Origin of the sequence: Ideonella sp., from assembly GCF_036277275.1 — a bacterium.
Classification (GTDB): domain Bacteria; phylum Pseudomonadota; class Gammaproteobacteria; order Burkholderiales; family Burkholderiaceae_C; genus Ideonella.
The window spans coordinates 1-21,619 of record NZ_DASUNH010000001.1 but is presented as its reverse complement, the minus strand read 5'-3'; the positions used below and the strand labels follow the sequence as shown (position 1 = coordinate 21,619).

Below are 21,619 nucleotides of genomic sequence, written 5' to 3'. Positions count from 1 at the left end.
AATGGGTTCACGCTGCGGTACCGCCGGCCGTTGCCAGGGCCGGGCCGATGACAAGCCCTCCAGTTGGCTGGGCGCCTGGGGAAACGATCACGCGTTGCTGCTGGGCTTGGCACTGGCCTTGATCGGCATCACCGTCGCCAGGGCCTGGGTGGTGGTGCATGTGAATGCCGGCCTGCATGTGGACGAGGCGCAGTACTGGGCCTGGTCGAAGGCGCTGGATTGGGGCTACTACTCGAAGCCGCCGATGATCGCCGCGCTGATCGCGTTGTCGACCCAGGTGCTCGGCGATGGCCTCCTCGGTGTCAAGGCGCTGGCGATGCTGTGCTACCCGCTGACGGCCTGGGTGCTGTTCCGCTGGGTCAGCGAGGTGTTGGCCGACGTGTCGACCCACGCGGCGGCGTGGCCCGAACGTGGCGGCCGGCTGGCGGCGCTGTTGTTCATCGCCTCGCCGGTGGCTGGCCTGCTGGGCATGGCGGCGACGACCGATGCACCGCTGCTGCTGGCGTGGGCATTGGCCTCGGGCGCACTGTGGCGCGTGTGGCGCGATGGGCGGCGGCGCGATTGGCTGTGGCTGGGCCTGTGGGGCGGCCTTGGCCTGATGTCGAAATACACGATGGCCGCATTCGCCGTCTCGGCGCTGGGCCTGTTGTGGACCGTGCCGCGCACCGTGCCGCGCGCCATGTCGACGGCGCGGGGGCTGGTGTTGGCATCGGCCGTGGCGCTGCTGTGCGTCATGCCGAACCTGGCCTGGAATGCGGCGCACGACTGGCCGACGCTGCGGCACACCGCCGAGATCACCGTCGGCGCGCGCTCGGCGCCGATGTGGGCGACGCTCGGCCTGTACCTGGGCGGCCTGACGTTGCTGTTGGGGCCGGTGGTTGCGCCATGGGCAATGGTCTGGCGCTGGCGCGGTGCGAAGTCGCCCTCACTGGGTGCTGCCTTCTGGCAGCCCAGCCTCAGCGGCGCCACGCGACGCGAAGCCTGGTTGGCAGCCGCTTGGCTGAGCGGGCCGTTGCTGCTGATCGGTGTGGTGCAGTCGTTGCATGCGCGGGCCCAGCCGAACTGGACCGCGCCGGCGCTGATCGGCCTGGTGCTCGGCGTCGCACTGTGGCTGCAGGCCGAGCAGCCGCACCGGCGCCTGCGGGGCTGGTATGTCGCGCTTGCCTTGCAGGTCTTGTTGATCGGCGTCGTGACCTTGGCCAACGACCTGGCGCAGGCGCTGCACCGGCCGCTGCCGCGGCAGCTGGATGTCTGGGCCCGGATGCGCGGTTGGGACGAGGCCTTCAACCAGCTGCGTCCCGCGGCCGATGGCTTCTGGCAGCAGCGGCAAGCCGAGGCCGGCATGGAGGGCCCGACGCCGGTGGTGCTGGGCAGCGATCGCGCGGTGCTGGCGAACGGCAGCTACGCCTGGCGCAAGCATCCGCCACGCTGGCTGGCCTGGCGGGATGCCGGCAAGCCGGCGCACAACCACTTCCAGTTGACGTCGCCGGTGCAAGCGGCCGATCGCCCCGTGCCGCTGTTGATCGTCAGTGATGGTCCGCCCGACGCCGCCCTGCGCGCCGCACTGGACGGCCCGCCCCAGCGTCTGGCGGTGGCCGATGTCAAGCAGTCACCCGGGCGCTCGCTGCATCTGGAGCTGTGGCAGGGTGAGCTGGCGCCGCAGCCGGTGATGGCGCAGGCAGCCGGTCGCACACCGACACAGGCGCCGGCGCGTTAAACCGCGGGCTTCAGAACAACTGTTGTGCCAGGAACGCCAGGCTGCGGCCGTGCGCCAATGCGGCGCTGGCCGGGCTGTAGCTGGCCCGGCTCCAACAGTTGAAGCCGTGCTGCGCGCCGGCGTAGACGTGGATCTCGGCGTCCTTGTCGACGACAGCTTCGCGCACTGCCTCGACCGCGCTGAGCGGGATGTGGTCGTCGCGTTCACCGTAGTGGAACTGGATCGGGCAGTTGATCTGTGCGGCCAGGTGCAGCTGGTCTTGGATGCGTCCGCCGTAGTAGGCCACCGCGGCATCGACATCGCAGAGCGCCGCCGCGGTGTAGGCCAGCCGCCCGCCCATGCAGTAGCCGATCGCACCGACCTTGCCGCTGCATTCGGGCCGCGTGCGCAAGGTGGCCAGCGTGGCCTGCATGTCGCGCACCACCGCTTCGGTCTGGATCGTGCTCATCAGCCGGTCGGCGCGCTGGCGGTCATCGCCTTCGTAGCCCAACTCGATGCGCGCGCCTTTGCGCCAGAACAGGTCGGGCGCGGTGACGACGAAGCCGGCCAGCGCGTACTGCTCGGCCACGCCGCGGATGTGTTCATTGACGCCGAAGATCTCCTGCAGCAACAGCAAGCCCGGCCCGCGACCTGCCGGCGGCAGCGCGAGGTAGGCGCCGAAGCTGCCGTCGCTGCTGGGCACGTCGATCCATTGGGTGGTCACGGGCGGGTTGTTCATGGGAATGTCCTTGCTGTACGTGGCGCTCCGCAGGAGCCGCCGCCCCTCAGGTGGCGTGCGCGGATCCGGCTCTGCCGGTCCGCTGCGCGAGCCCCCGTGGGGGGCTGAGGCGGGACATGAACAGTCCTGAGGACTGTTCGTGCCTGCCGAAGGGCCGAGCTTCCGGCTCGGCGCGGCCTGCAGGGCAGCGACCGGAAGGGAGCGTGGGGGCCACAGTTCAATAGGTCCTGCCTTTGCGGAACTGTGCGTGCGTGCGCCGGTTCAAGGCCGTGGCCTGGGCCATCGCCGCGAACGAGCCACCGGCGTGCGCGTGGGTGATCGCCAGCCCCAGTGCATCGGCCGCGTCCTTGCCCGGCAGGCCGGGCAGGCTCAGCAGCCGCATCACCATCTCCTGGATCTGCGACTTGGCCGCATGGCCGTGGCCGACGACCGATTTCTTCATTTGCAGCGCGGTGTACTCGGCCACCGGCAGGCCCGCGGTCACCAGCGCCGTCAATGCGGCACCGCGCGCCTGGCCCAGCAGCAGCGTGCTCTGCGGATTGACGTTGACGAAGACGATCTCGACCGACGCGTTGGTGGGCTGGTAGCGCTCGGCGACTTCGCGCACGCCGTCGAAGATGATCTTCAGCCGCGCCGGCAGGTCACCTTGGGCAATGCCTGCACCGGTGGTGCGGATCGTGCCGCTGGCCACGTAGTGCAGCTTGCTGCCCTCTTGCTCGACGACACCGAAGCCGGTGCATTGCAGGCCGGGGTCGATGCCCAACACGCGGGTCATGTCATTGCGGCCCGGCTCATGGCGACAGTCTGAAGTACCAGCGCACCGAGTGGAAGAACACCGGCGCCGCGAAGGCCAGCGGCGCGACCCGGTCGAGCAGGCCGACGGCTCCGGTCACGGCGGCCTGGTTGCCCCAGTAGGCGACGCCGGCGTCCTTCTTCAGGGCCTTCATCACGAACTCGCCCAGTGTGCCGGCGCCGCCGGCGATCAGTGCCATCACGATGGCCTGCGGCAGTTTGAACGGCGTGATCCAGAACAGCAGCCCACCGGCCAGCCCGCCCGTCACCGTGCCCAGCGCCCAGGCGCGGGCCGAGAACGAGCGGCTGATCTGGCGCGCGAGCGGCCGGTGGCGCAGCCAGCGGCTGAAGCCTTCTTGTGTGATCTGCGCGACGGCCGTCACCATCACCAGGAAGAACACCAGGAAGGCGCCGCGGCCTGCTTCGACCCGCGGGAAATTCAGCAGCAGCAGCGCCGGCGCATGCGACAGGCCGTAGACGCAGACCATGATGCCCCACTGGATGGTCGCGTTGCGCTCCAGGAAGCGTTCGGGGTCGCCGGCCAGCGCGCTGATCACCGGAATCGCCAGGAACACGTAGACCGGGATGAAGACCGAGAAGAGGTCGAAGTTGCGGTTGCCCACCAGCACGTACTGCACCGGCAGCACGATGAAGAACGCGAGCAGCAGGCTGCGGTGGTCGCTGCGCCGCGTCGGGCTCAGTGTGATGAACTCGCGCAGCGCCAGGAACGAGAAAACGCCGAACAACAGCGTGGCGCCGACCGGGCCCGAGATCCACGCCAGCCAGAACACCACCGCGCCGACCCACACGGCCCGCAGGTCACGCTTGAAGCGCTCGTAGCGCTTGATCCAGACCGAGGGCCGGTCTTGCAGGCTGACCAGCAGCGCACCGATGGTGACCGCCAGCAGCACGCCGAACAGGATGATGAACAGCAGGCCGACCTGCTGTTCGCTGCTGAGGTTGCGCAGGGTCTTCAGCATGCTCGGCTCACAGCACCAGCGGGCGCAGCGCGACGACGGCGTCGCGCGCGCGGGCCAGGAACTCGCGCTTGTCTTCGTCTGGCTTCAGCGACAGCGGCGCACCGAACGTGACCGTGCACAGGATCGGCACCGGCACGACCTCGCCCTTGGGCATCACCCGCTGCACGTTGTCGATCCAGGCCGGCACCAGTTGCACCTGCGGAAACTGCTGCGCCAGGTGGTACAGCCCACTCTTGAAGGCCTGCGGCTCGCCGCGGTGGCTGCGGGTGCCTTCGGGAAAGATCACCAGCGAGTCGCCGGCCTGCAGCGCCTGCACGAGCGGCTCCAGCGGATCCTGGTCGTCGGTGCGCTGGCGGTTCACGTAGACGGCGTTGAAGACCTCGCGCGTCAGCCAGTGCTTGAATGGTGACGCGGTCCAATAGTCCTTGGCGGCGATCGGCCGGGTGTGGGCACGCAATTCGCCCGGCAAGGCCGCCCAGATCAACACCCAATCGAGGTGGCTCTGGTGGTTGGCAAAGTAGATGCGCTGAAGCGCCTCGGGCGGGCAGCCTTTCCAGTGCCCCTGCGCCCCGGTGATCAGGCGCGCGACGAAGGCCAGCAGCCGGCCCATCAAATCGGCACGGGTCATGGCGGGCAATGGTAGCCGGTTTGTAAGTGACGCCGTTCTAGCGATTTTCCGACATTTGCAGAAAATGACCCTGTACTTCGATTACGAGACAACGTCTGCCACATAGGTATGAAGGGGTTCATTCGCTTGCGGCGACAATGTAGTTTTGCTACCTTGTCATTTTGAGACTGCACTGGCGTGACCTGCTGTGCCCGTGGGGCGGGGTCGTGAGGTGCTCAACCCGGCTGGAAAACAACACGTGCAAATCTGTCTTCTTCCCCGCGCGGCCGCGCAGGCCCTTGCTCCTTCAAATGGCGGGAGGCGCCGGTGAGTGCCGCCACCCCGTTGCCTGATGCCGCATCGTCGTACCCGCGGCTGGTCGCCGACATCGGCGGCACCAACGCCCGCTTCGGCTGGTTGGCGGCGCCGGGCGCTGCCGCCGCCCATGTGAAGAAGCTGGCCGTGCCTGGCTACCCGGCGCCTGCCGACGCGGCGCGCGCGTACCTGGCGGGCCTGTCGGCCGAGCTGGGTTCGGCCTACTCTGCACCGCGCCAGGCGGCGATCGCGGTCGCGACGGCGGTGGTCGGCGACCGGGTGTCCTTCACCAACAGTCACTGGACGTTTTCGCGCCAGGCCCTGCAAGACGAGTTGGGCTTGCAGGGGCTGCAGGTGTTGAACGACTTCGAAGCGCTGGCGCTGGCCTTGCCGCACCTCGGCGCGGGCCAGTTGCGTCCGCATGGCGCGTTGCCGCAGCCGCATGGCACGCTGGCGGTGATCGGCCCGGGCACCGGCCTCGGCGTGGGCGGCGTGGTGCAGACACCGCAAGGCTGGCAGGCGCTGGCAGGCGAGGGTGGGCACAGCACGCTGGCGCCGGGCGACGATTTCGAATCCGAGATCTTGCGTGCCGTGCGCAAGGCGTTCGACCACGTGTCGGCCGAGCGGCTGCTGTCAGGCATCGGGTTGCCGGTGCTGCACCGTGCGGTGGCGGAGGTACTGGGCCGGCCGGTGGCTGAGCCTTGGACTGCCGAGCAGATCATGGACCGCGGCCTGGCGGGCGCTGACGAAGCGGCCAGCCGCAGCCTCGATGCGTTTTGCTCGCTGCTCGGTGGTTTTGCCGGCAATGTCGCACTGGTGCTCGGTGCACGCGGCGGCATCTACATCGGAGGCGGTATCGTGCCCCGCATGGAAGAGCGTTTCTTTGCGTCGGCCTTTCGCGCGCGGTTCGAAGCCAAGGGGCGGTTCCGGGCTTACCTCGAGGCCATTCCCACCGCGCTGATCACCGACACGCTGGTCGCGCTCATCGGTGCGGCCGCGGCGATCGAGCAAGAGACGGGTTGTTGATGCAGCGCCGATGCACCGGGCAGGCTTCATGAAGTCCAGGTTGGGCTGACGGGCCACGCCGTGCTTGGGCGCTTGCCGGCTGCACTGAAGAACCGCTGGGCCGACTGGTGCGAGCGGGTAGTGGGGGTCGACGATCCGTTTGCCGCATGGTCCACCGCTGCGCCGGACGCGGGGGGCCGTTTCGAATGTTTCGGCGCCTGGCCCTCGCGGCACGTTGCGCCCCGCCGGGTCGATGTCTGGCTGCCGCCGGGCTATGACGAGCCCGAGGCTGGGCCGCATGCGGTGCTCTACATGCACGATGGCCAGCAGCTTTTCGACCCGGCCACGGCAGCGGCGGGCCACCCGTGGGCGGTTGGCCATCACGTGACGGCGCAGATGCTGGCTGGCCGGATGCGGCCGACGATCGTGGTCGGCATCTGGAGCACCGAAAGGCGCTACGCCGAATACGCACCCGCGGCGGCGCTGCGGCGTCTGCCGGCACCGCTGTACTCCGTGGCGACCTGTGGCGGCCACCTGCCTGGCGAGCCATTCGAGGCCCTCTCCGACGCTTACCTGCGCTTCCTTGTCGATGAATTGAAGCCCGCCATCGATGCGCGCTATCGCACGCGGCGCGGCTTGGCCGATACGGCCGTGATGGGCTCGAGCATGGGTGGGTTGATCGCGCTCAATGCGCTGGTTGCCTACCCCGAGGTCTTCGGTGCGGCGGGCGGGCTGTCGACCCATTGGCCCTTGTCGATCAACCCGGCGCTGCTGCGGCGCGGCGGCGACCCGCGGTTGGGGTCGATCGCTGAAGCTGGCCGCGCCTGGCTGGCGGAGGCCTTGCCGCCGGCGGGTCGGCATCGGCTGTATTTCGATCACGGCGATCGTCACCTCGACGCGTTGTATGCGCCGCACCAACGTGCGGTCGACGCCTTGGCCGTGGCGCGCGGCTACCGGCGTGGCATCGACCTGCAAAGCCGGGTCTTCCCCGGCGCCGACCACCACGAGCGTGCGTGGCGGGCCCGCCTGGGCCCCGCGTTGGCCTGGCTGCTGCCGGCCTGACCTGCCTTTCCTGTTTCCCCTGTTGGTCCTCGACTTTGGCAAGCGCTGAAAGCGCTCGTCAGGGAAAGCCTGTGCCTTGTTTGTGGCGAAATCACAAATATGTAGTCACACTACACTCGTCTTGGCGGCGAAGTACGCCCCATGTTTGGGCGTCTCGCGGGATTTGATGGTTCGCTGTTGCGTGGATTGCCTCTGGTGGAGTGAGCGATTCGAGGGCGTTTGCGCACCACTAAGGGATTGCCTGAGGTGGCTGGGAATCTAGTTTTAGTACAGAATTCTTCGCAAGCTGCAAATTCGGCGCTTCTGTCTGAGAGGGAAGAACCGTCGGGTTGGGCTGTGGTGCGTGTGTGTTTCAAGAGCTTGAGGAGTCCTCCATGACAACGACCAACAAGAAGCGCCGGGCGAGCCACCATGGCTACGCGCCGCGCGGCGCCTTCCAGATCAACCCTGTCGCGGCGGCCTGCTCGGCGTTGATCTTTGCGACCGGCGTGGCCTATGCGCAAACCGAGCCCGCCAAGGACGCCGACAAGAAAGACAAGGCCGAAGAGGTCCAGACTGTCACCGTGACGGGCATCCGCAAAGGCATCGAGAGCGCGATCTCGGTCAAGAAGAACTCCGACAACATCGTCGAGTCGATCTCGGCGGAAGACATCGGCAAGCTGCCCGATGCCAGCATTGCCGAATCGATCGCCCGCCTGCCCGGCCTGACCGCGCAGCGCGACCCGAAGGGCGGTGCCGCCAAGACCATCAGCATCCGCGGCATGTCGCCTGACTTCGCCACTGCGCTGCTGAATGGCCGCGAGGTGGTCTCCACCAGCGACAGCCGCAACGTCGAGTTCGACCAGTACCCGTCGGAGATGCTCGGCGGCGTCAATGTCTACAAGACGCCCGACGGCGGCCTGGTCGGCCAGGGCCTGGCCGGCACGGTGGACATGCTCGCCGTGCGCCCGCTGAACTTCGGCGGCCGCCAGGTGGTGCTGAACTACCGGCAGGAGCAGAACGGCGTCGGCGCGCTGGCCGAAGGCAGCGGCAACCGCTACAGCTTCTCGTACATCGACCAGTTCGCCGACCGCACGATCGGCCTGGCCATCGGCTATGCCAAGACCGACCGGGATCTGGGCGCGCAGACGCGCGGCGGCTGCTGGGGCCTGGCGGACTACACCTACAACGCCCAGGCCATCCGGACATGTGGCGGCTTCGAGTTCTTCACCGACCTGATCACCGAGCAGCGCGAAGGCGTGATGGCGGTGCTGGAATGGAAACCGAACAAGAATTTCAGCAGCACGCTGGACTTGATGTACTCGACGTACCAGAAGCAGATCGACAAGAAGGGCTTCCAGGGCGGCCTGATCTGGGGCGGTGGCGACACGCTGCCCTACGGCCAGCCGCGCGTGCTGCGCGACGCCACCGTCGTCGACGGCGTGGCCGTTAGCGGCACCTGGGACAACTTCCGCGGCATCATTCGCAATGACGCCCAAAGCATCGACGACGAGCTGCAGGCCATCGGCTGGAACAACAAGCTGAAGCTGGCCGACGGTTGGAGCGCTGCAGCCGACCTGAGCTATTCGACCGCCGACCGCAAGGAGGTCGTCGTCGAGACGACCGCCAGCACGCCGACCTTCATGGCCGACACGCTCGCGTTCGACAGCACCGGCAGCAGCTTCCGGGTGACACCGGGTCTGTCGTACGCCGACCCGAGCGAGATGAAGCTGACCGACGTGATGGGCTGGGGCGGAGGCCCCGCTGCCGCGCAGGCCGGCTACACCAAGCTGCCGCATGTGACCGATGAGCTGGCATCGATCCGCCTGTCCGGGCGCAAGGACCTGGACGGCGGCTGGTTCTCCGGCATCGACTTCGGCGTGAACTACGCCGATCGCATGAAGAACCGCGAGTTCATCGAAGGCCAGCTGCGCATCAAGGGCGGTGACCCGTTCGGCTTCGCCGACATGCCGGGCGGCAGCTCGATGCAGGCGGGCGACAGCGGCCTGAGCATCGCGACCTTCGACCCGGTGGCGAACCTGAACGCCGTCTACGACATCGCCGCGAAGCGGCATCCGGACATCTACAACAAGGACTGGGATGTCAAGGAGCGCCTGACCACCGCCTACGCCAAGGCGGACATCGACACCGAGATGTTCGGCATCCCCGTGCGCGGCAACCTCGGCCTGCAGTACGTGCATGCCGACCAGAGCTCGACCGCCTGGGTCGTGAACCGTGCCGTGCCGGGTCAGGACGATGCCGATCGCACCGCGACGCTCACCACCAACGGCGAAACCTACGGCGACGTGCTGCCGAGCCTGAACCTGGCCTTCGACCTGGGCTCGCAGAACATCCTGCGCCTGGGCCTGGCGAAGGTGATGGCGCGTCCGAACATGGCCGACATGCGCACCAGCTTCGCCTTCGCGGTGGACGTGCAGACCGGCCTGTACAGCGGTTCCGGTGGCAACCCGTGGTTGCGCCCGTTCCGCGCCAACGCGATCGACCTGGCCTACGAGAAGTACTGGGGCAACAAGGCCTACGTGGGCGCTGCGGCCTTCTACAAGGACGTGAAGACCTACGTGGTCAACGAGTCCGTCGCGTTCGATTTCGGGCCCTACGTGACCGCGGACACCACGCCCGCGCCGGGCGGCAACGTCGGCTTCCTGACCGTGCCGGTCAATGGCAAGGGGGGCTCGGTCAGTGGCTACGAGCTGGCGGCATCGGTGCCGCTGGACATGCTGTGGAAGCCGCTGTCCGGCTTCGGCCTGGCGGCCAGCTACTCGAACACCCGCAGCTCGCTGAACCCGCCTGACATCACCGATGGTGGTGCCGGCAAGATGGAGCTGCCGGGACTGTCCAAGGAGGTGAGCAGCATCACCGCGTACTACGAGAACAGCGGCTTCCAGGTCCGCGTGTCGCAGCGCCAGCGTTCGGACTTCATCGGCGAACGCCGTACCGATATCGGCGATCGCCAGCTCGTCTACATCAAGGGCGAAGCGATCACCGACGCGCAGATCGGCTACGAGTTCCAGTCCGGTTGGCTCAAGGGCCTGGGCGTGCTGCTGCAGGGCTACAACCTCAGCAACACCAAGTACAAGCGCTACGCCGACACGCCGAACAACGTGGTCGAAACCGTGAACGTCGGTACGACCTACCTGCTGGGCATCAACTACAAGCTGTAAGAAGATCCGCTTGCCGGATCGAGGGCCTCTTGTCGACCACGGCAAGAGGCCTTTTTCGTTTCATCACTGCCGCCGCGTGTCGTCATGAATGCTCAGCCTCCTGTGAAGAACCTGGTGATCGTCGGCGGTGGCACGGCCGGGTGGATGAGTGCCGCCGCGCTGGCCAAGGTATTGCGCGGGCGCTACCGGATCCGGGTCGTCGAGTCCGACGAGATCGGCATCGTCGGCGTCGGTGAAGCGACGATCCCCGCGATCCGCCTGTACAACTCGGTGCTGGGCATCGACGAGGACGAATTCATCCGCGAGACCCAGGGCACCTTCAAGCTCGGCATCGAGTTCGTCGACTGGGGCCGGCTCGGCAACCGCTACATGCATGCGTTCGGCAAGCTCGGCCAGGACCGCTGGACGGTCGACTTCCACCAGTACTGGCTGAAGCTGCGCCTGGCGGGCCGGGCGGCGCCGCTGGAGAACTACTCGATCAACCGCGTTGCGGCGTTGCGCGGCAAGTTCATGCGGGCGACGCAAGAGGTGCCGAACTCGCCGCTGGCCGATATCACCCATGCCTTCCACTTCGACGCGGGCCTCTATGCCAAGTTCTTGCGCCGCTACAGCGAAGCGCAGGGCGTCGACCGCACCGAGGGCAAGATCGTCGAGACTCGGCTGCATCCGCACAACGGCCATGTTGCTTCGCTGCGGTTGGAGAACGGGGAGGTCATCGAAGGCGACTTCTTCATCGACTGCTCCGGCTTCCGCGGCCTGCTGATCGAGCAGGCACTGCAGACGGGGTTCGAAGACTGGTCGCACTGGTTGCCCTGCGACCGTGCTATCGCCGTGCCCTGCGTCTCGGCGCCGGTGCTGACGCCGTACACCCGCGCGACCGCGCGCAGTGCCGGCTGGCAATGGCGCATCCCGCTGCAGCACCGCATCGGCAACGGCCACGTGCACTGCAGCCAGTACGTCAGCGAAGACGAGGCCACCGCGATCCTGCTGGCCAACCTGGACGGTGAGCGCCTGGCAGAGCCGCGCACCATCCGCTTCAAGACCGGCAAACGCCGCAAGTTCTGGAACAAGAACGTCGTCGCCGTCGGCCTGTCCAGCGGCTTCCTCGAGCCGCTGGAGTCCACCAGCATTCACCTGATTCAATCGACGATTGCGCGGCTGATCGGCTTCTTCCCCGATGGCGGCTTCGACCCGGTGCTCGTCGACGAATTCAATGCGCAAGCCGACTTCGAGATGGAGCGCATCCGCGACTTCATCATCCTGCACTACCACGCCACCGAGCGCGACGACTCGCCCTTCTGGCGCCACTGCCGCACGATGCAGATCCCGCCCACGCTGCAGCGCAAGCTGGACATGTGGCAGGCGCAGGGCCGGCTGGTGCGCGACAACGGCGAGCTGTTCACCGAGCCGGGCTGGCTGCAGGTGTTGGAAGGGCAGGGCCTGTTGCCACGCGCCTACCATCCGCTGGTCGATGTGATGCCCGAAGGCGAGGTGACGGACTTCGTCGGCCGCATCCAGCAGGTGGTCTCTCGCTGCGTCGACACGATGCCGGACCACGCCGAGTTCATCGCCCGGTACTGCAAGGCCCGGACCTGACCTAGGGCCTGTTACGTAACAGGCCCTAAGCCGTGTCGTCCGATCGCGCCGCCCGCAGCCGCCGCCGCGCTGCCCGTGCATGCGGCAACCAGCCCAGCGTGGCCCAGCGGCGCCACATCAACAAGCCGCGGATCCATTCGTCAGCCGCGTAGGCGATCCACAGCCCGGGCAGGCCCCAGCCGAAGTGGATGCCGAGCAGCCAGCTGCCGCCGGCCAGCACGACCAGCATCGAGACCGCACCGACGGCCACCGGGTAGCGCGCGTCGCCGGCCGCGCGCAGTGCGTTGATCACGACGAGGTTGAAGGTGCGTCCCGGTTCCAGCACGATCGTGATCCACAGCACCGTCTGGCCGGCGGCGATGATCTGCGGATCCTGGGTGAACAGCCGCAGCAGCCATGGCGACGCGAGGGCCACGATGGTCGCCACCGCCGTGCTCACCATCAGCCCGCGCGCCATCGCGCGGCGCACCAGCTGGTGCGCCTCGTGCCAGTGGCCGGCGCCGATCAGGTGGCCGACGAGGATCTCCACACCCAGACCGGTCGCGAGACCGAACAGCAGCACGCCGTACATCAGCTGCGACGCATAGGCCTGCGTGGCCAATGCCTGTGCGCCCAGGTGCGCGGCCACCGATACGCTGACCATGAAGGCCAGCCGGTAGGCGATGTTTTCGGCGGCACCGGGCAGGCCGATGTGCAGCATCGCGGCCAGTTCGCGTCGCGGCGCGTGCCACCAGTCGCGCCCATGCGGCACCAGGCCCAGGCGCAGGCGCCACAACCACAGGTGAAGCGCGACGCCGAGCACGCGACTGGCGCCCAACGCCAGCGCGAAGCCCGGAAGGCCCAGCGCCGGCAGCGGACCGGCGCCGGTCATCAGCGGTATCGCCAGCGCCAGGTGGCTGGCATGCATCGCGATGATCACCGCCAGCGTGTCGCGGGTGCGCAGGTGCGCACGCATCACGCCGGCCATCGAGGCATTCCAGGCGTCGAGCAGCAGCGCGGGTGCCAGGGCCGTCAGGAACGGCACGGCCAGCGGCATCACTTCGGCCGGTGCACTCATCAGGTTCAGCATCAGCGTCGCACCGAAGAACGCCAGCAGCGCGGTGGTACCTCCCATCCACGTGCTGGCACCCAGCGCCGCGCGGGCGACGCGGTCAGCCCCCTCGCGCTGGCCACCGCCGAGGTTCTGCGTGATCACCACGCCAATACCGGCGCCGACGATCCGGAAGACGATGAACAGCGTCGCGAAGATCTGGTTGGACAGCGCGAAGGCCGCGCCGGTCGCATCGGACACGCGCGCCGCCAGCGCGGTGCCGACGATGCTGACCCCGATGCCGAGCAGGAACTCGACGAACAGCGGCCAGGTGAGCGTGAACAACCGCGGCCGCGGTGGAACGGGGGTCATTCAGGGGACGATATCAGCACCGTGCCGCCAAGGGCAGGCAGTTGCAGCGTTAGCTGGCCGTTTTCGGCAATCGCAGCCGGGTGGGAGGCGTTCAATGCATCCGACCAGCGCTTCGGTGCACCAGCCGGCAACTTCACTGTGGCGGTGCGCGGCGCATCGGCGTTGTTCGTCGCGGTGATCGCCCACTGGTCGCCGAGCCGGCGCGCCAGCACGATCGCATGCGCGTCGGTGAACAGCGGCGCCTCCAGGCTGCCGCGGCGCAGCACCGCGTGTCGGTGCCGCAGCGCGATCAGGCGCTTGAACTCCGCCAGCATCGCGTCGTCGGGCTTGCCGCCTTCATCGGCCCACGGGTAGGTCGCGCGGTTGTACGGGTCGTCGCCACCGGTCACGCCGACCTCGTCGCCGTAGTAGACGGCTGGTGAGCCGGGGAAAGTCATCTGGAACAGCAGCGCGAGGCGGTAACGGCGCTTGGCCAGTGCGACAGCCTCGGCGCTGGCGCCGTCCGTCCAGCCCAGCACGTGCAGCGAGCGCGCCTGGTCGTGCGTCGACAGCAGGTTCATCAGTGCGTGGAAGGCCTGCGGCGGATAGGCCTCGCGGATCGACTCGAGGTTGCGGTAGAGCACCGTGGCGTCGCCGCCCGCCGCGTATTCGAGCAGCGTGTTGCGGAAGATGTAGTTCATCGTCGAGTCGAAGGCGTCGCCGAGGAAGTACTTCGAGCTGTCGAACCAGGTCTCGGCGATCGTGATCGCGTCGGGCTGGTGGGTCTTGATCGCGCTGCGCCACTCGCGCCAGAAGTCGTCCGGCACCCACGGCGCGACGTCCATGCGCCAGCCGGAAGCGCCACGGTCGAGCCAGACTTTCATCACCGAATCAGGGTTGCCGTAGGCGAATGCGCGCCAGGCGGGCGAGGCCTTGTTCAGCTCCGGCAGGTCGCGCACGCCGACCCAGCCTTTGAACTGTTTGTCGGCGTCGGGTTGCGTTGGATCGAGCGTGAACCAGCTGGCGTAGGGCGACGCGGCGTTGATGCGGCCGTTCTGGAACGCACCGTTGTCGCCGTGGTTGCCATAGCGGTTGAAGTAGACCGAGTCGCTGCCGACGTGGTTCAGCGATGCGTCGGGGATCACGCGAATGCCGCGCTTCGCCGCCTCGCGGCACAGCCGTTCGAAATCGGCGTTGTTGCCGAAGGCCGGGTCGACCTGGTGGTAGTCGGCGGTGTCGTACTTGTGGTTGCTCGCCGCCTTGAATATCGGCGTCATGTAGATCGCGTTGGCGCCGAGGTCCTGGATGTAGTCGAGCTTGTCGATGATGCCGGCGAGGTCGCCGCCGAAAAAGTCGTTGTTGTAGACGGCGTCGGAGCCATCGCCGGTGCCCGGCTTCCAGGGTTTTTCGTTCCAGTTCCGGTGCAGCTCCACGGTCTGGTCCTGGTAGCGGTCGCGGCCGCCAACGGGATCGTTGCGCTTGTCGCCGTTGCGAAAGCGATCGGGGAAGATGTAGTAATAGACAAGGTCGGGTGCGTAGTCTGGCACCTTGAAGTTCGCGTCATAGACGGTCTGGCGAAAGCGGCGGATGGCGCTCTGGCGAGTCGGCAGCGGTGCCACGGCGCCGACACCGTGGCTGCCCTTCTCACGCGTCCAGAAGACCGACTCGGCGTTGTTCTGCAGCACGAAGGTCTGGCCGTCGATCTCAGCCTCGAACCAGTAGCCATAGATGGCTTTGGTGGTGAAGGTGTGGCGGGCGGTCCAGGTGTCGCGGGCTGGGGCTTCGACAGGCTCAGCCCGAACGGATGGTGGCTCAGCCGGAACCGGTGAAGAGACCACCCCCATCCCCACACCGTTCTGCCTGAGCTTGTCGAAGGCCAGGCGTGTCATCGGCACTCGCGCCACCGGCAAGTACGCCAGCACTTCCTGGTTGCCCTCCAGCCGCCGCTGCTCGACGACCAGCGTCAGCTTCGTCACACCCGGCAACGCCGACACCGCGAACTCGATCGGCGTGTGTTCCACCACCGCGCCGAACGGCGCCTTGTGCTGAAGCGAGCGCGAATCGAAGCGCAGGCTCTGCGCGACCGGGTGTTCGACAGGTTGGCTGTTCGGGTCGGCGAAGGTCTTCGGGCCCAGGCTGACCAGCGGTCGCTCGGCGACGATCACCGCGCGCAGCGTCTGCTCGCCGTCGAACTCCAGTGTGTGGCCCTCGGAGGTCAGCGACGGGGTCCACGCCGCATCGGCCAACTTGAATTCGTGCTTGCCTTTGAGCTTCGTGTTCAGGTAGTAGGCATCGCAGCTGTACTGCAGCGCGTACTCGTCGAGCGCGGCCCAGTTGTTCATCGAGCCGCGCAGGTACAAAACCGTGTCGCCGAATGGCGGGGCGGCGCTGGGGCAGTCTTCAACGCTCAGGGTCGGGGTGGCGAGGGTGTCGGTGCTCATCGTCAGCGTGATGCGGTGGGTGCCGTTGAAGCGGCGCGAGATGTCAGGGCCCTGGCGCCGCAGTTGTGCGCCAAGGCCCTGGCCGAAGTCGGCATCGGGCGACCAGGGTTCGTCGCCGATCTTGAAACGCTGGTCACCACCCAGGCGGGTGACCAGCACATAACGGTCGCAGGCCCATCGCAGGCGGTGGGCCTCGTCGGCGGCCCAGGCGTTGAAGCTGCCGCGAAGGTACAGCGCGCGGCCGGCCAGTGGGTCGGTCGAACAATGCGGAGCAGCGGCGGCGCCGGCCTGGGCTGCGAAGAGCCCCAGCGCGGCGCCGATGACGTGAGCGAGTTGGTGGCGCGCGCCTCCCGTCATTGCACCCGCTTGTAGTTCGTGTAGCCCCCGGGCGGCGCGACATCGGGCTTCAGCACCAGGAACGAACCGGCCGGCACGGTGACCTGCAGCAGCGCCGAGCTCACGCGCGGCGGCTCGGCTGGCTTGGCCGCGTCCTGGGGTACGCCGAGCAGATCGATCAGGCGCGTGTTGTCCATGATCTTCGAATCGGGGATCAGCACCGTGTCGGTGACGTCGGCGCTGCTCGGGTTGACCAGCACCAGCACGGCATCGCGCGCGCGGTCGGTGTAGCGCTCGAACGCGAGCAGGCGCTGGCTTTCGAGCAGGCGGAAGTTGCCGACCTTCAGCGCGCGCTCGCTGCGGTGCAGCTGGACCAGCCGCTTGGTCCACGTGAGCGCCGCGTTGTCGGGCGTCACCTGGTCCCAGCGCATCGGCGCGCGCATCTCGGGGTCTTCGCCGCCCAGCATGCCCAGCTCGTCGCCGTAGTACAGGTTGGGCGAGCCGGGCAGCGTGAACTGCAGCACTTGCGCCAGGCGGCGCTGGCGCTCGTCCGGGAGGGTGGTGGCCAGGCGTGCGGTGTCGTGGTTGCCGAGGTAGAGCCAGCTCTTCAGCATGGGCTCGATGCCGGTCTCCTGGACCATGCGCTCGACCATGCGCGCAGCGGCCCGCGGTTCGAGCTGGCCGTTGACGGTGCGCAGGATGATCTGGCGCAGCGTGAAGCCGAGCACGCCGTCGACGGCCGGGAACCATTCCTTGGGGTAGTTGGCGATTTCGCCGATCACGAGCGAACCGGGCTTCTCGCGGTGTGCCGCCTGGGTCAGTTCATTCAGGAAGTCAGGGCCGATGTCGAAGGCGACGTCCAGCCGCCAGCCGTCGGCGCCGTCGCGCAGGTAGCTGCGCACGACCGAGTCGGGCCTGGCATAGATGTGGTCGCGCACCTGCGGGTTCTCGAGGTTCAGCTCGGGCAGGTTCTGCGCCAGCGCCCAGGTGCGCGCGCCACCTTCGTACTGGGGCCCGAAGACGAACCATTGGCGGTACGGGTTGTTCGGGGTGGCCTCGGCCTGCTTGAACACCAGCGCGTTGCGGCCCATGTGGTTGAACACGCCGTCCAGCACCAGCTTCATGTGGCGGCGGTGCAGGTCGGTGGCCAAGGCCTTCACGTCCTCGCGCGTGCCGAATTCGGGCGAGACGACCTGGTAGTCCAGCGCGTCGTACTTGTGATTGGTGTACGCCAGGTGGATCGGGTTCAGGTAGAGCACGTCGGCGCCCAGCTCCTGCACATGGTCGAGCTTGGTGGCCAGGCTCTTCAGGTCGCCGCCCCAGAAATCGATCTCGTGGCTCCACAGCTTGGCGTCGGGCAGGTATTTGCCGGCCCGCGGCAGCTCGTCCCATTTGCGCAGCACCTTGGGGGCGGGGTAGAGGTAGCGCTTGGCGTCCAGGTTGGCGCTCGGCGCGAAGCGGTCGACCAGCACCTGGTAGACCACGGCACCGTTGCGCCAGTCCTTCTCGCGCGCTTCGAAGGTGCCGGCCAGGGCGGCGTCGAAGCGGTTCGCTTTGGGCGCCGCCTTCGGGGCGGCCTTGGGGTTGACAGGGGCTGCGACAGCCGTGGCGGCCGCCAGCGCGAGGGTGGTGAGGAAGAGGCGCTTGTTCATCCCTCAATCATCCCTTGACCCCGCCTGAGGTCAAACCCGAAACGATCCAGCGCTGCGCGGCCAGGAAGACCAGCGTGATCGGCAGGCCGCTCAGCACCGCGGCAGCGGCGAAGTCACCCCACAGGTATTTCTGGTCGTAGAGGTAGAACTTGGAGCCGACCGCGAGCGTGAGGTTCGGCTCTTCGCGCAGCAGCACCGAGGCGACCGGGTACTCGATGATCGTGCCGATGAAGGCCAGCACGAAGACCACCATCAGGATGGGCACGGCCATCGGCAGCAGCACGAGGCGGAAGGCCTGCCAGTGCGTCGCGCCATCGACCTTGGCGTTCTCTTCGATGTCGACCGGGATCGTGTCGAAGTAGCCCTTGATCGTCCAGACATGGGTGGCCACGCCGCCGAGGTAGGCGACGACCAGGCCGGTGTGCGTCTCGATGCCCATCCAGGGCAGGTGGTTGCCGATGCCCTCGAAGATTGCGTAGATCGCGACCAGCGCGACGGCGACCGGGAACATCTGCAGCAGCAGCATGCTGTTGAGCAGGCTGCGCTTGCCGGCGAACTTCAGCCGGGCGAACGCGTAGGCCGCGGTGGTCGAGATCGCGACGATCAGCAGCGCCGAGATGGTCGCGATCTTGATCGAGTTCCACAGCCACAACAGCACCGGGAAGGGCGGCTCGATGCGCACGCCATCAGCACCGACGTGTGCAATGCCGAGTGCGAGTTTCCAGTGTTCGAGGCTGATCTGGGTCGGGATCAGTGAGCCGGTCGCGAAGTTGCCAGGCCGCAGTGAGATCGACACGACCGCGAGCAGTGGGAACAGCGTGACCGCGATCAGCAGCCACAGCCCGGCGTGGGCCGCGAGGATGCGCCAGCGTTGGCTTCTTCCGGTGACGATGGCCATGTCAGTTCCTTGCCGCTTTCGCTTCGCCGGTCAGCTTCAGGTTCACCAGCGACATCAGCGCGACGACGATGAAGATCAGCGTCGAGATCGCGGCGGCCAGGCCGAAGTTGGCGCCGGCGTCGGTGAAGGCGATGCGGTAGGTGTAGCTGACCAGGATGTCGGTCGTGCCGGCCGGCAGCTTGGTGTTCAGGTAGTCGGGCCGGCCGTCGGTCAGCAGCGCGATCAGCACGAAGTTGTTGAAGTTGAACGCGAAGGCCGAGATCAGCAGCGGCGTCAACGGCTTGGCGATCAGCGGCGCGGTGATCTTGAAGAAGTTGGTCAGTGGGCCGGCACCGGCGATCGCCGAGGCTTCGTACAGGTCCGCGGGAATGGCCTTCAGCAGCCCGGTGCACAGCACCATCACATACGGGTAGCCGAGCCAGGTGTTGACGATCAGCAGCATCGCACGCGCCAGCGTCGGGTCGGCAAACCAAGCCGGGCGCACGCCGAACAGGGCATCGAGGATCGCGTTGATCTCGCCGAAGTTCTGGTTGAACAGGCCTTTGAAGACGAGGATCGAGATGAAGCCCGGCACCGCGTAAGGCAGGAACAGCAGCGTGCGGTACAGCGTGCGGTACTTCAATGCCTCCCAGTTCAGCAGCACCGCCAGCGTCATGCCGATGATGGTCGCGAACAGCACGGTCAACGCCGAGAAGACGACGGTCCAACCGAAGATCGAGACGAACGGGCCGCGGAAGTCGGCGTCGAACATCATCCGCGTGTAGTTGGCCCAACCGATGTTGACCTTGAAGCCGGGCTGGATGTGCTCGCCGCGCTCGTTCTCGAAATAGCCGGTGTCGCGGTTCGGCTTGTAGACGGTGCCTGACGGTTGCTGGACCAGCGCGCCGTCGCCGCCGGCCTTCCACAGAGGCATCAGCGGGCCGAATTCGCGCACACCGGTGTAGTGCAGCCGAGTGCCGTCCGGGCGCTGCAGCACCAGGTCGCGCAGGGTGTCGCGCTGCGCCAGCACCTCGCGCAGCGACAGCGGTGTACCGAGGTCTTGCGTGGCGGGGCTCAAGGCCACCGGTGCTTTCGGCGCCGCGCCTTGCGGCAGCGGGGGTGTGACCAGCACCTCGCTGCCATCGGCGCTGGTCAGCTTGATGCGCAGCGCCGAGCCATCGGCGTGCAGCGAGCTCGCCATCGCGCGCGCTTCGTCGACATCGTTTTGGTCGAGCAGGTAGGCGCGGGCGCGCGCCTCGCTCAGCAGGTGGGCCGACGAGTAGTTCGTGAAGCCGATCTGCATCGTGTAGACGAGCGGAAAGGCCACGAAGACCAGCATGCCGGCGACGCCCGGGAACAGATATCGCCAGGCCAGTGACTTCGTCGAAGCGTAGGTCCAGACACCCATCGTGCCGAGCGCGAGCGCGGCGGTGCTGACCAGCACCTGGCCGCCGGCGGCCAGGCGCCAGGCGAACCACAGCACGAGCAACTCGCACAGCGCGGCGATGGCCCAGGTGAAGCTGCGCTGCCCGGCGCTGGCGGGGCGAGTCAATGGGGGCGAGGCGGCGAGGGTGTTCATGTCAGTTGATGACCATGCGAGCGGCTGCGCCGTCGAGTGCATCCTTCGGCGACTGGCGGCCGTTGGTGATCGCCTCCAGCGCGGCGTCCATCGCCGGGAAGAAACGCTGCGTCTCGGGGATGTTCGGGATCGGCTCGCCGGCACGGGCGTTTTCCATCGTCGTGCGGATCGCGGCATCGCCCGACAGCTCGGCGAAGTAGGCCTTGTTGGCCGGGGTGCCCAGCGACACATCGGCCGAGATGGTCTTCAGGCTGTCGACGGTCAGGAGATGGTTCTCGATGAACTCGCGCGCGATGTCTTTCACCGGGCTGGGCGCCGTGACCATGCAGCCGAGCACGCCGACGAAGGGTTTGGCCGCGTGCCCGGCCACGCCTGGGATCGGCGCGACGCCGTAGTCGATGCCGGCCTTCTTGGCGTTGTCCCAGGCCCAGGGGCCGGTGATCATCATTGCGACCTCGCCGCGCGCGAAGCTGGCTTCCATCTCCGAGTAGCGGGCGCCTTTGGGCATGTGGCCGTCCTTGATCAGGCGGTCGAGCATCTCGGCGCCTTTCAGCGCGCCGGCGGTGTTGACGCCGACGGCCTTGGGGTCGTAGTCGCCCGACGGCGTGCGGCCGAAGACGAAGCCGCCCGGGCCGGCCAGCATCGGCCAGGTGAAGAAGGACTTGTTGTAGTCCCACAGCACCGCGTGCTTGCCGTTCTTCTGCAGCTGCTTGTCGAGCGCGATCAGCTCGTCGAAGGTGGCTGGCGGCGTCTTCACCAGCGCCTTGTTGTAGATCAGCCCGATCGCCTCGATCGACAGCGGATAGCCCCAGGTCTTGCTCTGGTAGGTGAAGGCGTTCCAGGCCGAGTCTTCGATCTCGCTGCGCACGCGCGCAGGCGGGTGCACCGGCACGATCAGGCCGGACTTGGCCCATTCGCCGACGCGGTCGTGCGGCCAGCAAAAGATGTCCGGGCCCTTGCCGGCGCCGGCGGCGGCCTGGAACTTGTCCGGCGCGCCTTCGGGGTGCTGCACGGTGACCTGTACGCCGGTCTCGGCGGCGAACGCATCACCGACCTTCTGCAGCCCGTTGTAGCCCTTGTCGCCGTTGATCCAGACGAGCAGCTTCAGTGCGCCGGTGTCGGGGCCCTTGGGGGCGCAGGAGGTGAGCAGCGTGGTCGCGGCAATCGCCGCCCAGCGGACGAGCTTGTGATCAGGCACGGCCCGCCTCGCTGTGGCGCTGGAAGGCCAGGCCCTGCGCATCGAACATGTAGGCACGCTCTGACGGCACCTGCAGGCTCAATGTCTGGCCCTGCTTCGGGTGCGAGTGTCCATCCAGCTCGCAGGTCAGCGTGTCTTCGGCGCCGGGGTAGTCGCAGTAGGCGTAGGTCGTGCCGCCCAGCGACTCGACGAACGTGACCTT

15 protein-coding genes and 1 pseudogene are annotated in these 21,619 nt (G+C 67.5%); 5 read left to right on the top strand and 11 right to left on the bottom strand.

Annotated elements, in window-relative coordinates; genetic code table 11:
• Window position 1: 1 nt before the first annotated feature.
• On the top strand, window positions 2-1,717 hold the full coding sequence (locus tag VFY73_RS00080; RefSeq protein ID WP_329715856.1) for an ArnT family glycosyltransferase: 1,716 nt from the start codon (window positions 2-4) through the stop codon (window positions 1,715-1,717).
• A gap of 10 nt (window positions 1,718-1,727) precedes the next feature.
• On the opposite strand, the gene VFY73_RS00075 is transcribed toward VFY73_RS00080, so the two are convergent.
• The 4 genes from VFY73_RS00075 to VFY73_RS00060 form a co-directional block, all read right to left on the bottom strand.
• Window positions 1,728-2,435 (bottom strand): dienelactone hydrolase family protein, encoded by a 708-nt coding sequence (locus tag VFY73_RS00075; RefSeq protein WP_329715855.1) that lies wholly within the window; start codon window positions 2,433-2,435, stop codon window positions 1,728-1,730.
• Window positions 2,436-2,652: 217 nt separating this feature from the next.
• Entirely contained in the window at window positions 2,653-3,210 is a 558-nt protein-coding gene (gene ruvC, locus VFY73_RS00070) for a crossover junction endodeoxyribonuclease RuvC (RefSeq protein ID WP_329715854.1), read from the bottom strand.
• A gap of 16 nt (window positions 3,211-3,226) precedes the next feature.
• On the bottom strand, window positions 3,227-4,207 hold the full coding sequence (locus VFY73_RS00065) for a phosphatidate cytidylyltransferase (RefSeq protein WP_329715853.1): 981 nt from the start codon (window positions 4,205-4,207) through the stop codon (window positions 3,227-3,229).
• A 7-nt stretch (window positions 4,208-4,214) separates the two neighbouring features.
• A complete protein-coding gene (locus VFY73_RS00060) occupies window positions 4,215-4,835 on the bottom strand; it encodes a lysophospholipid acyltransferase family protein (protein WP_329715852.1) in 621 nt (206 codons plus the stop codon).
• 306 nt (window positions 4,836-5,141) lie between these two features.
• On the opposite strand from VFY73_RS00060, the gene glk reads away from it, so the two are divergent.
• The 4 genes from glk (at window position 5,142) to VFY73_RS00040 (ending at window position 11,953) form a co-directional block, all read left to right on the top strand.
• Complete coding sequence (glk, locus tag VFY73_RS00055; protein WP_329715851.1) at window positions 5,142-6,155, top strand: glucokinase; 1,014 nt, start codon at window positions 5,142-5,144, stop codon at window positions 6,153-6,155.
• A 60-nt stretch (window positions 6,156-6,215) separates the two neighbouring features.
• Window positions 6,216-7,196 carry an alpha/beta hydrolase gene (locus tag VFY73_RS00050; RefSeq protein ID WP_329715850.1) on the top strand — a complete coding sequence of 327 codons (981 nt, stop codon included), beginning with the start codon at window positions 6,216-6,218 and terminating at the stop codon, window positions 7,194-7,196.
• Between the two features lie 374 nt (window positions 7,197-7,570).
• Entirely contained in the window at window positions 7,571-10,357 is a 2,787-nt protein-coding gene (locus tag VFY73_RS00045) for a TonB-dependent receptor (protein WP_329715849.1), read from the top strand.
• Between the two features lie 84 nt (window positions 10,358-10,441).
• The gene (locus VFY73_RS00040; protein WP_329715848.1) at window positions 10,442-11,953 is read left to right on the top strand and encodes a tryptophan halogenase family protein; all 1,512 of its coding nucleotides are present in this window, start codon (window positions 10,442-10,444) and stop codon (window positions 11,951-11,953) included.
• A gap of 25 nt (window positions 11,954-11,978) precedes the next feature.
• Here the strand turns inward: VFY73_RS00040 and VFY73_RS00035 are convergent, their stop codons facing one another.
• The 7 genes and pseudogenes from VFY73_RS00035 to VFY73_RS00005 form a co-directional block, all read right to left on the bottom strand.
• Window positions 11,979-13,355 (bottom strand): MATE family efflux transporter, encoded by a 1,377-nt coding sequence (locus VFY73_RS00035; RefSeq protein ID WP_329715847.1) that lies wholly within the window; start codon window positions 13,353-13,355, stop codon window positions 11,979-11,981.
• Window positions 13,352-16,132 carry an alpha-amylase family glycosyl hydrolase gene (locus tag VFY73_RS00030; protein WP_329715846.1) on the bottom strand — a complete coding sequence of 927 codons (2,781 nt, stop codon included), beginning with the start codon at window positions 16,130-16,132 and terminating at the stop codon, window positions 13,352-13,354. Before VFY73_RS00030 ends, VFY73_RS00035 begins: the two co-directional genes overlap by 4 nt.
• Entirely contained in the window at window positions 16,129-17,763 is a 1,635-nt protein-coding gene (locus tag VFY73_RS00025) for an alpha-amylase family glycosyl hydrolase (protein WP_329715845.1), read from the bottom strand. The genes VFY73_RS00030 and VFY73_RS00025 overlap by 4 nt, the downstream gene beginning before the upstream one ends.
• A gap of 7 nt (window positions 17,764-17,770) precedes the next feature.
• Window positions 17,771-18,661, bottom strand: coding sequence for a maltose ABC transporter permease MalG (gene malG, locus VFY73_RS00020; RefSeq protein WP_329715844.1), 891 nt, complete (start codon window positions 18,659-18,661; stop codon window positions 17,771-17,773).
• Window position 18,662: 1 nt separating this feature from the next.
• Window positions 18,663-20,219, bottom strand: a complete 1,557-nt coding sequence (gene malF / locus VFY73_RS00015; RefSeq protein WP_329715843.1) for a maltose ABC transporter permease MalF — start codon at window positions 20,217-20,219, stop codon at window positions 18,663-18,665.
• A gap of 1 nt (window position 20,220) precedes the next feature.
• On the bottom strand, window positions 20,221-21,417 hold the full coding sequence (gene malE / locus VFY73_RS00010; RefSeq protein WP_329715842.1) for a maltose/maltodextrin ABC transporter substrate-binding protein MalE: 1,197 nt from the start codon (window positions 21,415-21,417) through the stop codon (window positions 20,221-20,223).
• Window positions 21,410-21,619: pseudogene (locus tag VFY73_RS00005) on the bottom strand (hypothetical protein); the annotation flags it as partial. The pseudogene VFY73_RS00005 and the gene malE, both read right to left, overlap by 8 nt.

Bases quoted from the DNA above. Each gene is read 5' to 3' on its own strand.
- VFY73_RS00045 (WP_329715849.1), top strand. From the start codon at position 7,571: ATGACAACGACCAACAAGAAGCGCCGGGCGAGCCACCATGGCTACGCG.
- ruvC (WP_329715854.1), bottom strand. From the start codon at position 3,210: ATGACCCGCGTGTTGGGCATCGACCCCGGCCTGCAATGCACCGGCTTC.
- malF (WP_329715843.1), bottom strand. From the start codon at position 20,219: ATGAACACCCTCGCCGCCTCGCCCCCATTGACTCGCCCCGCCAGCGCC.
- VFY73_RS00065 (WP_329715853.1), bottom strand. From the start codon at position 4,207: ATGCTGAAGACCCTGCGCAACCTCAGCAGCGAACAGCAGGTCGGCCTG.
- VFY73_RS00080 (WP_329715856.1), top strand. From the start codon at position 2: ATGGGTTCACGCTGCGGTACCGCCGGCCGTTGCCAGGGCCGGGCCGAT.
- VFY73_RS00075 (WP_329715855.1), bottom strand. From the start codon at position 2,435: ATGAACAACCCGCCCGTGACCACCCAATGGATCGACGTGCCCAGCAGC.
- VFY73_RS00025 (WP_329715845.1), bottom strand. From the start codon at position 17,763: ATGAACAAGCGCCTCTTCCTCACCACCCTCGCGCTGGCGGCCGCCACG.
- VFY73_RS00030 (WP_329715846.1), bottom strand. From the start codon at position 16,132: ATGACGGGAGGCGCGCGCCACCAACTCGCTCACGTCATCGGCGCCGCG.
- malG (WP_329715844.1), bottom strand. From the start codon at position 18,661: ATGGCCATCGTCACCGGAAGAAGCCAACGCTGGCGCATCCTCGCGGCC.
- VFY73_RS00040 (WP_329715848.1), top strand. From the start codon at position 10,442: ATGAATGCTCAGCCTCCTGTGAAGAACCTGGTGATCGTCGGCGGTGGC.
- VFY73_RS00060 (WP_329715852.1), bottom strand. From the start codon at position 4,835: ATGACCCGTGCCGATTTGATGGGCCGGCTGCTGGCCTTCGTCGCGCGC.
- VFY73_RS00035 (WP_329715847.1), bottom strand. From the start codon at position 13,355: ATGACCCCCGTTCCACCGCGGCCGCGGTTGTTCACGCTCACCTGGCCG.